The organism is Nocardia neocaledoniensis (assembly GCF_003182135.1).
Taxonomy (GTDB): domain Bacteria; phylum Actinomycetota; class Actinomycetes; order Mycobacteriales; family Mycobacteriaceae; genus Nocardia; species Nocardia neocaledoniensis.
This window is the reverse complement of sequence record NZ_QGTL01000002.1, coordinates 592,410-606,376: the sequence shown is the minus strand read 5'-3', so window position 1 is coordinate 606,376 and position 13,967 is coordinate 592,410. Positions and strand designations below refer to the sequence as shown.

Here is a 13,967-nt window from a genome sequence, read left to right as displayed (position 1 = left end):
GGTGCCGCCCCGTCGAGGGTCCGACGGGCGAGGTGAGCGCTATCTCAGGTCGGGATCCGGACCGCCCCGAGCTTGTCCGGATTGCGGACGCAGTAGACCGCGGTGACGAGCCCGTCGGTGACCTCGATCGAGGTCACCTGGTCGAGGACGCCGTCCACGGTCGCGGCCACCGCGGGCATGGCGTTGTAGACGCCGAAGTGCACGCCGAGCTCGCCCAGGCGCGCACCCTTGCGGAACAGGCCGATGAGCAACCTGGCGACCTTGTCCGGACCCACGACCGGCCTGCGGACCGCGCTGACCACGCCGCCGCCGTCGGCGAGATAGACCACGTCGGGCGCCAACACGTCCATCAGCGCCTGCACGTCGCCGGTCGCCGCCGCGACCGAGAACCGCTCGACCACCGAGCGCGCCTGCTCCGGCGTGGCGACGGCGGTGTGCCGCTTCTCGTGTACCCGCGTCCTGGCCCGCTGATTGAGTTGCCGCACAGCGGTTTCGGACTTACCGACGGCCACGGCGATCTCGGCGTAGCTGAACGCGAAGACCTCGCGGAGCACGAACACCGCGCGCTGGACCGGCGTCAGGGTCTCGAGGACCAGCAGCATCGCGGTCGTCACCGCCTCGCCGGTCAGCACGTGCTCGACCCCGTCGTCGGACGGCGCCGCGAGCGGTTCGGGCAGCCACGGCCCGATGTACTCCTCGCGGCGCCGCGCCGCCGACCGCAGCACGCCGATCGCCTGCCTGGTGACGATCTGGGCGAGATAGGCGCGCGGCTGCTCGACCCGCGCGTGGTCGACGGCGGACCAGCGCAGGTAGCTGTCGTGCAGCACGTCCTCGGCGTCGACGACCGAGCCGAGGATCTCGTAGGCGATCGAGAACAGCAGACCGCGATTGTCGGCGAAGTCGTCGGCCGGTGTCATGCCCGCGGACCCGGCAGCCAGACGCTGATGCCCGAGCGCGCGCTCCACGCCGCGTACCGGACGACGCGTTCCTTGGTGAACGCCGCCGTGCGGCCCGCGTAGGACATCGGCAGCGGCGAGTCGTCCCGGCGGGAGGTCTGCACCAGCGCGCTGCGCCTGCCCAGGCTCAGTGCCTGGCCGCCGTATCCCATGGAGTAGGGCCGTGGTTCGCGTCCGGCGATCATCCTGACGAGGGTATCCGCGGCGTGCGCGCCCTGCGGTGCGGCGGTCGCGCAGGCCATCCGCGCGCCGGGGACCGCCGCGCAGTCGCCGACGGCGAAGACGCGCGGATCGGTCACGCTGCGCAGGTACGGATCGACCAGGGCCCTGCCCGAGGCGTCGACGGCGAGGCCGCTGCGCGCGGCGAGTGCGGGCACGGCGCCGATGACGGCCCACAGCGTCAGCTCGGTGTCGAGCCTCGCGCCCGACCGCAGCAGCACCTGTCCGTCCTCGACCGCGTCGACCTCGTCGGTGACGACTTCCACGCCGAGCCGGTCGAGCACCTTGCGCACCCGGCGGCGCCCACCGTCGGACAGGCTCGCGCCGATCTCGGTGCCCACCAACCGGACTCGCAGCTCCGGCCGCGCCTCGGCGAGCTCCGCCGCGGTCTCGATGCCGGTCAGGCCGCCGCCGATCACGGTCACCGCGGCGCCGTCGGACAGCTCGCCGAGCGCCGCGCGTGCCTGCTCGGCGCCCTCCCACGTGCCGACGGCGATCGTGCCCGGCAGCGGGTCGACCGTGCTGCCCACCGCGAGGAAGAGATGGTCGAAATCGAGGCTGCCGCCGTCGTCGAGGGTGACGACGCCGTCACCGATCTTGTCCACCCCGGCCACCCTGGCCGTGATCCCCGCGCCGAGCACCTGGCTCAACGGGGTGGCCGCGATCCCGCTCCCGGCGAGCTGCTCGTGCAACCGCACCCGCTCCACGAAATCCGGCCGCGGATTCACCACGGTGATCCGCGCGTCGGTCACCTTCTTCGCCAGCCGGTTGGCCGCCACCGCTCCCGCGTACCCCGCTCCGACCACCACGATGTTCATCTCAGCCTCCTGCTGTGGATTCCGCGTCTCGATCATGGGATGCGGCAGCGGGCCGATTCGTGATGGTGAGCTGAATCACAGCGGCCCCGCACTCGACGAGTGCGGGGCCGCTGGAAGAAAGAGAATCAGTCGTTGGCGTGCAGCGCGGCGTTGAGCTCGATGCCGGTGCCCGCGCGCGGGACCACCTCGACGGCGCCGGTGGTGGAGTTGCGCCGGAACAGCAGATTGTTCTGGCCCGCCAGGGTCGCGGCCTTGACGACGGTGCCGTCGGGCGCGGTGACCTTGGTGCCCGCGGTCAGGTACAGGCCCGCCTCGAGGACGCAGTCGTCGCCGAGCGGGATGCCCAGGCCCGCGTTGGCGCCGAGCAGCGAACGCTCGCCGACCGAGATGACCGTGGTGCCGCCGCCGGACAGGGTGCCCATGGTCGAGGCGCCGCCGCCGATGTCGGAGCCGTCGCCGACCACGACGCCGGCCGAGATGCGGCCCTCCACCATCGAGCTGCCCAGGGTGCCCGCGTTGAAGTTCACGAAGCCCTCGTGCATGACGGTGGTGCCGGAGGCCAGGTGGGCGCCGAGGCGGACGCGGTCGGCGTCGCCGATGCGCACACCGGTGGGCACGACGTAGTCGACCATGCGGGGGAACTTGTCGACGCTGAGCACCGTCACGGGGCCGCGGGCGCGCAGCTTCAGCCGGGTCTGCTCGAAGCCCTCCACCGCGCACGGGCCGTGGTTGGTCCACACGACATTGCTGAGCAGGCCGAACTGGCCGTCGAGGTTCACCCCGTGCGGCTGGACCAGCCGGTGCGAGAGCAGGTGCAGGCGCAGGTACACGTCGTGGGCGTCGACCGGCGCGGCCGACAGGTCGGCGATCGTGGTGCGCACCGCGATCACCTCGACGCCGCGCGCCGCGTCGGCGCCGAGCAGCTCGGCGAACTCGCCCGCCTCGGCCGCGTCGACGCGCTTGGAGCCGGTCTCGGTGAATTCGCCCAGCTCGGGGCTGGGGTACCAGGTGTCGAGGACGGTGCCGTCCGAGGTCACATTGGCGATTCCGACTGCGGTTGCTCCCTGAATACTCACAGCGGTCATTTTGCCCGGTGTGCGCGCGATTGTGTCGGCCACCCCCGGACAGCGCACGGGTGCGCGAGCGAGAACCGCCCGCGCACCCGTGCGGTGCTGCTGTCGCCGATCAGGGCTGGCCGGTGGCGAACGCGATCACGGCGTCCAGGAATTCCTGACCACCCATCACGTAGCCGCCGATCAGCATCCCGGCGGGAATGGTGATCAGCCACAGGAACGGGATGAACGCGCCGATGATGCCGCCGATGACGATGCCGGGCAGGTTCTTGTTGACCTGCTCCATCAGCCGGTCGTAGGAACTGATGTCCTTGGCGCCCGCGATGCTCTGCAGCTTCGCGGTGTCCTCCTGCGTCATCGACGCGGCCAGCTTCACGGTCTTGCCGTCTTCGCTGATCTGCTGGTTCACCGCGATCGGCAGGCCGGCGACCTCGGAGCGCAGCGGCGCCTGGTCGACGGTGACGCCGTCGGCGGTCTTGAGCAGCACGGCGCTGCCGTCGGCCGCGACCTCGAACCGGCCGCTGTCGACGGCCCAGGTGATGGTCTTGTCCGCGGGCGAGACCGAGGTCGTGTAATTGATGCCGTTGTTGGTCCCCGAAGTCGCGCCCCCCGAAGCCACTACAGCGGGCTGCTCGGTCGCCACGGCGGGCTGACCGTTGGCGGTGGCCGCGGAAATCCCCATCGCGGTGATCGCCATGATTGCAGCGGTAGTGATCTTTCCGAACTTCATTTTCTGTGCATCCCCTTCGTTTCGCGTGCCCTCGGAAATGGGCAGCGCCAGAACGCTAGCGCGACGGAAATTCACTGCCGCGCAAGGGGGTTCATCGTCAAACAATCGTAATATTTGCTGCTCGGATGCTTCGGGATGGCGCGCCGCCCGCGCAACGGCGGACCCGATGCGCGGTCCGTACTACTGTCGAGATGTGACTCTCGATTTGCATGCCGACCCCATTCAGCTCACGGCCGCCCTCGTCGATGTGCCCAGTGTGTCGCGGGACGAGGCCAAGATCGCGGACCTGGTCGAGCAGGCATTACGGGAGCAGACCACCGGGTTCGAGGTGCTGCGGCACGGCAATGTGGTGCTCGCGCGCACCCACCGCGGCCTGCCGACCCGGGTGATCCTGGCCGGTCATCTGGACACCGTGCCGATCGCCGACAACGTCCCGAGCCGTCCGGCGGAGGTCGACGGCGAGCCGGTGCTGTTCGGTTGCGGAACCGTCGACATGAAGTCCGGCGACGCGGTGTTCCTGCATCTGGCCGCCACCATCGCCGACCCCGCGCACGATCTCACGCTGATCTTCTACGACGGTGAGGAGATCGCCGCCGAATTCAACGGCCTCGGGCACATCGAACGCGAATTGCCGGAATGGCTCGACGGCGATCTGGCCGTGCTCGGCGAACCCTCCGGCGGCTGGATCGAGGCGGGCTGCCAGGGCACGCTGCGGGTTCGGCTGAGCACTTCAGGGGTGCGCGCGCATTCGGCGCGGGCCTGGCTCGGCGTGAACGCGATCCACGGGCTGGCCCCGGTGCTGGCCCGGCTCGGGGCCTACGAGGCGCGCGAGGTCGACATCGACGGCTGCGTGTACCGCGAGGGCCTGTCCGCCGTGCGGGTCTCCGGCGGGGTGGCCGGCAATGTGGTGCCCGACGTCGCCGAGGTGGATGTGAACTTCCGTTTCGCGCCGGACCGCACCGTCGAGCAGGCAATCGAGCACGTGCGCGAGGTCTTCGCCGGCCTCGATGTCGACTTCGTGGTCACCGACTCCTCGCCCGGCGCGCTGCCCGGACTCACCGCACCGGCCGCGCGCACCCTCATCGACTCGGTCAACGCCCACGGCGGCGGTGGCGTGCGCGCCAAGTACGGCTGGACCGACGTCTCGCGCTTCGCCGCGCGCGGCATCCCGGCCGTGAACTTCGGGCCGGGCGACCCCAATCTCGCGCACAAGCGTGACGAGCACGTCCCGCTCGCCCAGATCACGGCCGTCACCGCGATGCTGCGCACCTATCTGTCAGCCAGCTGACGGCTGTCGGTAAATCGGGCACAGTAGCGTGGTGGGCATGTCTACCGATTCCGCTGACCAGGCCGGGAAGGTCAAACCGACGGCGAAATTCCGGGGGCCGGTGATGTTCCGGCGCGAACGCAAGCCGGGCGTGCGGACCGCGGATCGAAACCTGCTCGACTCCCGGCAGGACAGCGACTGGGTGCACACCGATCCGTGGCGGGTGCTGCGGATCCAGGCCGAGTTCGTGGAGGGCTTCGGCGCGCTGGCCGAGGTGCCGCCCGCGGTCACCGTCTTCGGTTCGGCGCGCACGCCGAGCACCGATCCCGAATACGCGGCGGGCCGGGCGATCGGCGCGGCGCTCAGCGAGGCGGGCTTCGCGGTGATCACCGGCGGCGGCCCCGGCGCGATGGAGGCCGCCAATCGCGGATCCTCGGAGGCGGGCGGCTATTCGATCGGGCTCGGCATCGAGCTGCCGTTCGAGCAGGGGCTCAACGACTGGGTCGACCTCGGTATCAACTTCCGGTACTTCTTCGTCCGCAAGACGATGTTCGTGAAGTACTCCCAGGCCTTCGTCTGCCTGCCCGGCGGTTTCGGCACCCTCGACGAACTGTTCGAGGCGCTCACCCTGGTGCAGACCCGCAAGATCACCCGCTTCCCGATCATCCTGTTCGGCACCGCGTACTGGTCCGGGCTCGTCGACTGGCTGCGTGACTCGATGGCCGCGGCGGGCAAGATCTCGCCGGAGGATCTGGACCTGATCCAGCTCACCGACAGCGTCGAGGAGGTGGTGGCGATCGTCAAGGGCGTCACCGGCGATCACGCCGACATCGAGCGGCTCGGCACCGAGGACAAGTGGTGAGCTACTCCGTCTGCGTCTACTGCTCCGCCAGCACCACCGATCCCGATCTGCTGAGCCTGGCCGCGCGCACCGGCACCGAGATCGCCCGGCGCGGTTGGCAACTGGTGTCCGGCGGCGGCCACGTGTCGATGATGGGCGCGGTCGCCACCGCGGCCCGCGCCGGTGGCGCGCACACCGTCGGCGTGATTCCGAAACACCTGGTGCACAAGGAAGTCGCCGATGTCGACTCCGACGAACTGCTCGTCACCGATACGATGCGCCAGCGCAAGAAGCTGATGGAGGACCGCGCCGACGCCTTCCTCGCGCTGCCCGGCGGCATCGGCACGCTCGAGGAGTTCTTCGAGACGTGGACCGGCGGCTACCTCGGCGAACACACCAAACCGGTGGTGGTGCTCGACGCGGACGGCTTCTACAGCGGCCTGTTCCGCTGGATCGGCGAACTGTCCGATCGCGGCATGGTGCCCGGTCCCGCGCTCGACCGCATCATCGTCGCCACCGACCTGCCCGCGGCCTTCGCCGCACTCGAACCGGCCGCGACCCAAGGCTAGGAGTATCTCGACGTGAGCAACGACGCCCGCTCGACCGTCAGCGTTTTCGATCTCGCCAAGGCGCTGCCCGGCATGGCGCTGGACGCCCCCGGCATGCTGCGCAACGCGCGCGGAATGCTGGTGGGCCCCAAGGACAAAGCCTCCATCGGCCTGTATTTCCAGCGGGTCGCGCACCGCAGGCCCGACCGCCAATTCCTGCGGTTCGAGGGCCGCGCCTACACCTACCGCGCCGCCAACAGCGAGGTGAACCGATACGCGGCAGTGCTTTCCGAGCGCGGTGTGCGGCGCGGCCAGGTGGTCGGCGTGCTGATGACCAACCGGCCCGAGACCCTGTTCACTGTGCTGGCCGTGCTCAAACTGGGCGCCACGGTCGGTCTGCTCAACTACAACCAGCGCGACGAGGTGCTCGCGCACAGCATCGGCCTGCTCGACAGCGTGCTGCTGGTGGCGGGCGAGGAGTGCGCCGAGGCACTGGACTCGCTGTCCACGCCCGCCGAGAACGTGCTGTCCGCCGAGGAACTGGCCGAATCCGCCCGTACCGCACCGGATGCCGATCCCGCCGTGTGCGCGCAAGTCACCGCGGGCGAGCGGGCGTTCCTCATCTTCACCTCGGGTACCACCGGCATGCCCAAGGCCAGCGTGATGACCCACCATCGCTGGACCAAGAGCATGGCCGGGCTCGGCGGACTCGGAATCCGCCTGCGCGGCAACGACGCGCTGTACTGCTGCCTGCCGCTCTACCACAACAACGCGCTCACGGTCGCGCTGTCGGCGGTGCTGTCCGGCGAGGCCACCTACGTGCTCAGCCGCAAGTTCTCGGCGTCGAAGTTCTGGGACGAGATCGACCGCGAGCGCGCCACCGCGTTCATCTACATCGGCGAGCTGTGCCGGTACCTGCTCAACCAGCCGCCGCGGCCCGCCGAGCAGAACAACCGGGTCCGGCTCGCGGTCGGCAACGGACTGCGGCCCGAACTGTGGGACGAGTTCCGCAGCCGGTTCGGCATCGGCCGGGTGGTGGAGTTCTACGGATCGAGCGAGGCGCCGCTGGCCTTCGTCAACGCGTTCGGTGTCGACCGCACCGCGGGCTTCGGGCCGCTGCCCTACGCCGTCGTCGAATACGACGACGAGACCGGCAGGGCCCGGCGCGGCGCCGACGGCAAGCTGCGCAAGGTGCGCTCCGGCGGGGTCGGGCTGTTGCTGGCCAAGGTCAACGATCGGCAGCCCTTCGACGGCTACACCGACAAGAAGGCCTCCGAGGCCAAGCTGGTCCGCGACGGCTTCAAGAAGGGCGACTGCTGGTTCGACACCGGCGACCTGGTCCGCGACCAGCACTTCTGGCACATCGCCTTCGTCGACCGGCTCGGTGACACCTTCCGCTGGAAGGGCGAGAACGTCGCGACCACCGAGGTCGAGGCGGCGCTGGACCACGATCCGAGCATCGAGCAGGCCGTCGTCTACGGCGTCGACATCCCCGGCACCGACGGCAAGGCGGGCATGGCCGCGGTCACCCTGCACCCGGACACCGAATTCGACGGCAAGTCGCTCGCCGCCACCGTCTACCAGCGGCTGCCGGTGTACGCGATTCCCCTGTTCGTGCGGGTCGTCGCCGAACTCGAGCAGACCTCGACGTTCAAGAGCCGCAAGGTGGAGCTGCGCAAGCAGGGCTACGAGCCCGACGCCGAGAGCAAGCTCTACGTGCTCGCCGGCCCCGACACGGGGTACGTCCCCGCCTACGACGGGTACGCCGCCGACGTCGCGGCCGGTAAGGCGCCGCGCTAGCAAGGTAACGTCTGATTCCGCATGAACATCGGTAACTCGTCGGGCGCGCCCGAACCACGGCCCGCCGTACAACCGCCTGCCCCGAACTCCAGCAGCCGCGGTGCCGAGTCGTCGGCCGGCGTCGCGCCCACCTTCTGCGGCCGCCCGGTCGCCACCGATCGCGCGCTCGTGATGGCGATCGTGAACCGCACCCCCGACTCCTTCTACGACCGCGGCGCCACCTTCAGCGACGAGGCCGCGATGGAACGGGTGGCGCGGGCGGTCGACGAGGGCGCCGACCTGGTCGACATCGGCGGCGTGAAGGCGGGCCCGGGTGAGACGGTCGACGCGGCCGAGGAAACGCGGCGGGTGGTGCCGTTCGTCGCGGCGATCCGCGCGAAGTATCCCGATCTGTTGATCAGTGTGGACACCTGGCGCGGCGGTGTCGCCCGCGCGGCCGTCGCGGCGGGCGCGGACCTGATCAACGACACCTGGGCGGGCGCCGACCCGGAGCTGGTGCACGTGGCGGCTGAGCTGGGCGCGGGCATCGTGTGCAGCCACACCGGTGGCGCCGTGCCGCGGACCAGGCCGCACCGGGTGCGCTACGCCGACGTGGTGGCCGAGGTGACCGCGACGGTGGTCGCGGCGGCCGAGCACGCCGCGGCGGCGGGAGTGCGGCGCGACGGCATCGTGATCGATCCCACCCACGATTTCGGGAAAAACACCTATCACGGGCTCGAGTTGTTGCGCGGAATCGACGGTCTTGTAAAAACCGGATGGCCAGTCTTGATGGCGCTGAGTAACAAGGACTTTATCGGGGAGACTCTAGGTGTCGGTCTGACCGAGAGGGTCGAGGGCACACTGGCGGCAACCGCGTGGTCGGCCGCCGCGGGCGCTCGGATCTTCCGGGTCCACGAAGTCGCCGAAACCCGGCGGGTCGTGGACATGATCGCCGCGATCCAGGGCATCCGGCCCCCCGCACGAACTCTGCGAGGTCTGGCATGAAAATCCAACACCGCGAGCCCGCCTGGGCCACCACCCACACCTGGGACACCCCTGACTGGACGGTCGGCGAACTCGTCGCCGCCAAGGCGGGCCGCACCGTCTCCGTGGTGCTGCCCGCGCTGAACGAGGAAGACACCGTCGCCGACGTGGTGGCCAGCATCCGGCCGCTGCTCGGCACCCTCGTCGACGAACTGATCGTGCTCGACTCCGGGTCCACCGACGCCACCGCAGCCCGCGCCCGCGCGGCAGGCGCCGAGGTGATCACCCGCGAGGAAGCCGTGCCCGAGCTCGAGCCCGTGCCGGGCAAGGGCGAAGTGCTGTGGCGGTCGCTGGCCTGCACCAGCGGCGACCTGATCGCCTTCGTCGACTCCGATCTGATCGACCCCGATCCGGCCTTCGTGCCCAAGCTGCTCGGCCCGCTGCTCACGATGCCGGACACCCACCTGTCCAAGGCCTACTACCGGCGTCCGCTGCGCCAGGGCCAGTCCGTCGACGCCAACGGCGGCGGCCGGGTGACCGAGCTGGTCGCCCGCCCGCTGCTGGCCGCCCTGCGGCCCGAGCTGGCCCAGGTCCTGCAGCCGCTCGGCGGGGAGTACGCGGGCACCCGCGAACTGCTCACCGCTGTCCCCTTCGCGCCCGGCTACGGCGTGGAGATCGGCCTGCTCCTCGACACCTACGACCGGCTCGGCCTCGATGCCATCACGCAGGTGAACCTCGGCGTCCGTACCCACCGCAACCGCCCGCTGTCGGACCTGGGCGTGATGAGCCGCCAGATCCTCGGAACCGCCCTGCGCCGCAGCGGTGTTCCCGATTCCGGCGCGGCCCTCACCCAGTTCCCGATGATCGGCGGCGAATTCATCCCGCACACCACCGAGGTATCGCTGGAGGACCGTCCGCCGATGAACACGCTTCGGCCGGAACAGGTCGCGGCTTAGCCGAAACCCGCGGGGCGCCTCGTCGTGTCGAGGCGCCTTCCGCATGCGCGGCGCCCGCACGGCGTGCGCCGGAACCGCCACCGTGCGGCGCCTGGCCGAGGCTGATCGCGGCGAGCGCGGAGACCGCCGGAACAGTGGGTGTTCGGCGTCCGCGGTGCGTGGGGCGAGCGTTGGGGTGGCCCAACTCCGGCATCGTGGTGGTGGGCGTGCCGGTACGCGGCAGGTCTCCGCGTCGTCCTCGCCCGCCTGGCGCGTCAGTCGCCGGTCTGCGAGCGGCTTTCGGCCACGGCGGCTGCGGGCGGTGGGTCGGCCCTTCTAGTCGGCGGGAAATTCGCTTCGTCGCCGGTCGGATGGTGCGTCAGTCGTTGGTCGCCGAGCGGTTTTCCGGTCGTGGCGGGCGGTGGATCGGCCCTTCGAGCGTGTCCAGCGGGCGACCCGTCGCGGCGGCGCGCTCGGCGAGGATCTGGGCGAGCACGGAGATCGCGGTCTCGTCCGGGGTGTGCGCGCCGAGGTCGAGGCCGAGCGGGCTGTGGACGCGCGCGATCTCGGTGTCGTGCAGGCCCGCCTCGCGCAGGCGCCGGGTCCGGTCGGCGTGCGCGCGGCGGGAGCCGAGGGCGCCGACGAAGGCGACGGGGAGGCGCACGGCCCTCGCCAGCATCGGGACGTCGAATTTCGGGTCGTGGGTGAGTACGCAGATCACCGTCCGGTGGTCGATCCGGCCGGCGCGGTGCTCGGCGTCGAGGTAGCGGTGCGGCCAGTCGACGACCACCGCGTCGGCCGCGGGGAAACGGGCCGGAGTGGTGAAGGTTTCGCGGGCATCGACGACGGTGACGTGATAGCCGAGCCGGGCGGCGGCGACAGTGAGGGCGCGGGAGTAGTCGTTGGCACCCGCCAGGATCATGCGCGCGGGGGAGCGGAAGACCTGCACGAAGGTGCGGGGCCGCACCGCTGCGGCGGGGGTGCCGTCCTGACCGCCGATCAGTCCGCTACGGCCGGTGGCCAGGAGCGCGGCGGCGTCCTGATCGAGCGAGCGCCACGGCTCGAGCAGTGCCCGGTCCGCCGCCGATGCCGATGTCGTCACGTAGGCGACGGCCTGCCCGGCGCCCAGCGCGGCGGCGTCCTGGTCGAGGGCGCGCGACGGTGCGCTCCGGCCCGGGTAGAGCAACGTCCGATCCGGTGCCGACTCCAGCGTCGTCGCGTAGGCGACCGCCGTCCCGGCGTTCAGCGCGGTGGACAGCTCGCGCAGCAGCGGCAGCACGGTCTGGTCGAGCCGTTCGACGAACACCTCGATCTCGCCGCCACACGGCAGCCCGACCGCGAGTTCGTCGGCGGCCGCGAAGCGTTCGAGGCTCGCCACCCCGTCGCGCAGGACCGCCTCGGCCGTAGCCACGATCGAGGATTCGACGCAGCCGCCCGAGAGCGAGCCGATGACCCGGCCGTCCGCGGTCACCGCCATCGCCGCACCGGTCTCGCGCGGTCCGGCGCCGGTCCGGTCGACGATCCTGGCCAGCGCGACCGGCTCACGGGGGAGCAGTTCGAGTACCTGTTCCAGCAGCTCGCGCATCGCGCACCGGCCCTTCCCGGCCACCGTGAACGCGTTGTGACCGTGCAGACCAGCCTAGCTATCGCGCAGCATTCGCGCGCGTCGAGCGATCAGTCGAGAATCTCGCGCTGCTGCAGTTCGACGGGGACCACACCGTCGTGGAAGAAGTCGCGGAAGATCGGCGCCGCCTGCTCGGCGGTGAACACCTCGTCGGGGTAGACATAGGTGTCCTCCTCGCCGTGCGGCAGGTAGACCGTCGGCAGGCCGAGCCTGCTGCCGGGCAGACCGAGGGTGAAGCGGTGCGCGACGTGGTCGACGGTCCGGCGCAGCTGCAGCGTCATCGCGTCGGCGGATCCGGCGCACCACAGCGCGAGTTCGCCGCGCGCGGCGCTCACCGCGGCGGTGATCTCGGTGGCGGGCATCGGCTCGGGCAGCACCGTCAGATCCAGCGCGTAGCGCTGACGGCCGTCCAGGCGGCGCAGCGGGCGCAGGAAGCTGTCCACGTCCTCCTGCGGGCCGATGAAGACCTTCAGGCGGTCGCTGTAGGTCAGCCGATGGGTCGCGACGACCGGTTCGCCCGGAGTGGGATCGGGGGAGCCTGCCGCGCGAACGGGAAGCACCCGGCACGCGCTGGCCTCGGGAGACGAGAACATGTGAAGCTCACCTACTCACACTCGGTTACTCGCTAGCAATCTAACCATCGTTGTCGCTCTGTGAACAATAACAGTAGCGTGATCGAAGTCACAAAAGATGGCGAGTTTAGTTTCAGCTATGGACGAGCCCGGGTCGTAGCCAACCTCGGGTCTGTTTCGTGCCGATAGACCGGGGTGAGAAGGTCCGCATCCACCGGTTCTCCGGTGGCGCGGTCATAGCGGACGGCAATGAGTACCGAGAACAAATGGCTGCTGGCCCGCTCGTGCAGGGTGGCGAGACGGGTCGCCAGCAACCGGATCGCACCCAGCGAGCCGGGCGGGTGCAGGCCGTCGATGAGCATCACGCTGCCGCGCCGGTCCGGTCGGGGGAGCCGGGCCAGGTACGCGATGTCGTGTGGTTCCGTGCCGCCGGGCCGGTAGACGCGCCGCGCGGCCCGGTCCTCGATCCCGCGCCGGGTGTCGCCGGCCCTGGTGACCGTCCGGCGCAGCCGGGGATCGGCCACCACCAGCTGACGCAGGCTGGGGGAGAGCTCGGGGCCGCCGAGTACGACCAGCCCGTCGCGATTGAGATCCACGGGTCTGCCCGGCAGGAAGGTCTCCACCGACGCCACGAAGCCCAGCTGCCGCAGCAGCTCGGCCAGCCGCTGCGCCGCGGCCGGATCGGGGGCGCCAAGGAGCCTGCCCGCGCGGACCTCCGGCGCGAGCACGGTCAGCGCGCCGTGCCCGAAGAAGAGTCCCTCCGGCACCGGGCCCTGCGTGCTGACCTGATGGATCCGCGCACGGGAGAGCCCGGCGGCGGCGCCGATCCTGGCGAAGGTCCAGCCCTCGGCATGGAGTTCCCGGATCACGGCTCGCCGGATCCTGGTGAGTTCGTTGATGGTCTGCTGGGCAGCCGCCACCCCGTCGGTGGCTGCTTTGAGTCTTTCGACCTTGTCTTCGATCGCGAAGACTCGTGCCACGTCATCGGCCGACATGTGCGAAGTCTAGACAGCTCGACAGCATTCCGTGTCTATATCGGTTGACATCGAACTGTCTTGCGGCACAAGGGCAGTCATGCCCGGATTGTCGGCAATCACAGTCTTGCGAGGTAGTCGAGGCCCCGTCGGTTCCGCGCGACTTCGTGGCAAATGCCGACCGTGCGGTGTGCTCAGGTGGCGTCGAAGTCGATCGGGGGCCGCTCGTTCGGGTTGAGCGGCTTCGACAGCGAGGGTGACGAGGAGGGGGTGCCCGGCATGCCGCTGCTCGTGCCGAACAGTTCCTTCTTGTCGGGCACCGCGCTCTCCAGATCGCGCAGGATCTTGTCGTCACCGCCCAGCAGGTGCTTGGTGACGGCGGCGCGCGGAGTCATCCCACGCAGCTCGTTCAGCTCGGCCAACGGCTTGCGCAACTCGTCGAACTCCGGTCCCAGCTCCTGCTTCAGCTGCGTGGTGGCGCCGCTGGCGTAGTCGCGCACCTGGCGCAGGGACTGCGTGGTCCAGCGGACGGCGCCGGGCAGGCGCTCCGGGCCGAGGATCACGAGGGCGGCGACGAGCAGGATCATCATCTCGCTCCACCCGATGTTGCTGAACACGGATCCAGGTTACCCGGCGCGCGGCGCCGC

The 13,967-nt window shown here is 70.4% G+C and carries 14 protein-coding genes; 6 read left to right on the top strand and 8 right to left on the bottom strand.

Features of this window, described 5'->3' with window-relative positions; translation table 11 throughout:
* Window positions 1-44: 44 nt before the first annotated feature.
* The 4 genes from DFR69_RS07150 to DFR69_RS07135 all read right to left on the bottom strand — a co-directional run bounded on the left by DFR69_RS07150 (window position 45) and on the right by DFR69_RS07135 (window position 3,763).
* The gene (locus DFR69_RS07150) at window positions 45-917 is read right to left on the bottom strand and encodes an RNA polymerase sigma-70 factor (RefSeq protein WP_110036887.1); all 873 of its coding nucleotides are present in this window, start codon (window positions 915-917) and stop codon (window positions 45-47) included.
* A complete protein-coding gene (locus DFR69_RS07145) occupies window positions 914-1,993 on the bottom strand; it encodes an NAD(P)/FAD-dependent oxidoreductase (protein ID WP_110036886.1) in 1,080 nt (359 codons plus the stop codon). The genes DFR69_RS07150 and DFR69_RS07145 overlap by 4 nt, the downstream gene beginning before the upstream one ends.
* Window positions 1,994-2,118: 125 nt before the next feature.
* Complete coding sequence (dapD, locus tag DFR69_RS07140) at window positions 2,119-3,069, bottom strand: 2,3,4,5-tetrahydropyridine-2,6-dicarboxylate N-succinyltransferase (protein WP_110036885.1); 951 nt, start codon at window positions 3,067-3,069, stop codon at window positions 2,119-2,121.
* Between the two features lie 109 nt (window positions 3,070-3,178).
* Window positions 3,179-3,763, bottom strand: a complete 585-nt coding sequence (locus tag DFR69_RS07135) for a DUF8020 domain-containing protein (protein ID WP_244198129.1) — start codon at window positions 3,761-3,763, stop codon at window positions 3,179-3,181.
* 226 nt (window positions 3,764-3,989) lie between these two features.
* On the opposite strand from DFR69_RS07135, the gene dapE reads away from it, so the two are divergent.
* From dapE to DFR69_RS07105, 6 genes are read left to right on the top strand one after another with little or no spacing between them, the layout of a single operon-like run.
* Window positions 3,990-5,084: a succinyl-diaminopimelate desuccinylase gene (gene dapE, locus DFR69_RS07130; RefSeq protein WP_244198128.1), complete on the top strand. Its 1,095-nt coding sequence runs from the start codon at window positions 3,990-3,992 to the stop codon at window positions 5,082-5,084.
* A gap of 37 nt (window positions 5,085-5,121) precedes the next feature.
* Window positions 5,122-5,925 carry an LOG family protein gene (locus DFR69_RS07125; protein WP_110036607.1) on the top strand — a complete coding sequence of 268 codons (804 nt, stop codon included), beginning with the start codon at window positions 5,122-5,124 and terminating at the stop codon, window positions 5,923-5,925.
* Window positions 5,922-6,473 (top strand): LOG family protein, encoded by a 552-nt coding sequence (locus tag DFR69_RS07120; protein WP_373867004.1) that lies wholly within the window; start codon window positions 5,922-5,924, stop codon window positions 6,471-6,473. The genes DFR69_RS07125 and DFR69_RS07120 overlap by 4 nt, the downstream gene beginning before the upstream one ends.
* Before the next feature lie 12 nt (window positions 6,474-6,485).
* Entirely contained in the window at window positions 6,486-8,252 is a 1,767-nt protein-coding gene (locus DFR69_RS07115; protein ID WP_110036605.1) for a long-chain-acyl-CoA synthetase, read from the top strand.
* A 21-nt stretch (window positions 8,253-8,273) separates the two neighbouring features.
* Window positions 8,274-9,236: a dihydropteroate synthase gene (gene folP, locus DFR69_RS07110; protein WP_244198127.1), complete on the top strand. Its 963-nt coding sequence runs from the start codon at window positions 8,274-8,276 to the stop codon at window positions 9,234-9,236.
* Complete coding sequence (locus tag DFR69_RS07105; protein ID WP_110036604.1) at window positions 9,233-10,171, top strand: glucosyl-3-phosphoglycerate synthase; 939 nt, start codon at window positions 9,233-9,235, stop codon at window positions 10,169-10,171. Before folP ends, DFR69_RS07105 begins: the two co-directional genes overlap by 4 nt.
* Before the next feature lie 358 nt (window positions 10,172-10,529).
* On the opposite strand, the gene DFR69_RS07100 is transcribed toward DFR69_RS07105, so the two are convergent.
* From DFR69_RS07100 to tatB, 4 genes are all read right to left on the bottom strand, one after another.
* Window positions 10,530-11,735, bottom strand: coding sequence for an XdhC family protein (locus tag DFR69_RS07100; RefSeq protein WP_110036603.1), 1,206 nt, complete (start codon window positions 11,733-11,735; stop codon window positions 10,530-10,532).
* 89 nt (window positions 11,736-11,824) lie between these two features.
* Window positions 11,825-12,367 carry a hypothetical protein gene (locus DFR69_RS07095; protein WP_110036602.1) on the bottom strand — a complete coding sequence of 181 codons (543 nt, stop codon included), beginning with the start codon at window positions 12,365-12,367 and terminating at the stop codon, window positions 11,825-11,827.
* A 116-nt stretch (window positions 12,368-12,483) separates the two neighbouring features.
* A complete protein-coding gene (locus tag DFR69_RS07090) occupies window positions 12,484-13,341 on the bottom strand; it encodes a hypothetical protein (RefSeq protein ID WP_110036601.1) in 858 nt (285 codons plus the stop codon).
* Between the two features lie 173 nt (window positions 13,342-13,514).
* Complete coding sequence (gene tatB, locus DFR69_RS07085; RefSeq protein WP_110036600.1) at window positions 13,515-13,937, bottom strand: Sec-independent protein translocase protein TatB; 423 nt, start codon at window positions 13,935-13,937, stop codon at window positions 13,515-13,517.
* Window positions 13,938-13,967 lie beyond the last annotated feature (30 nt).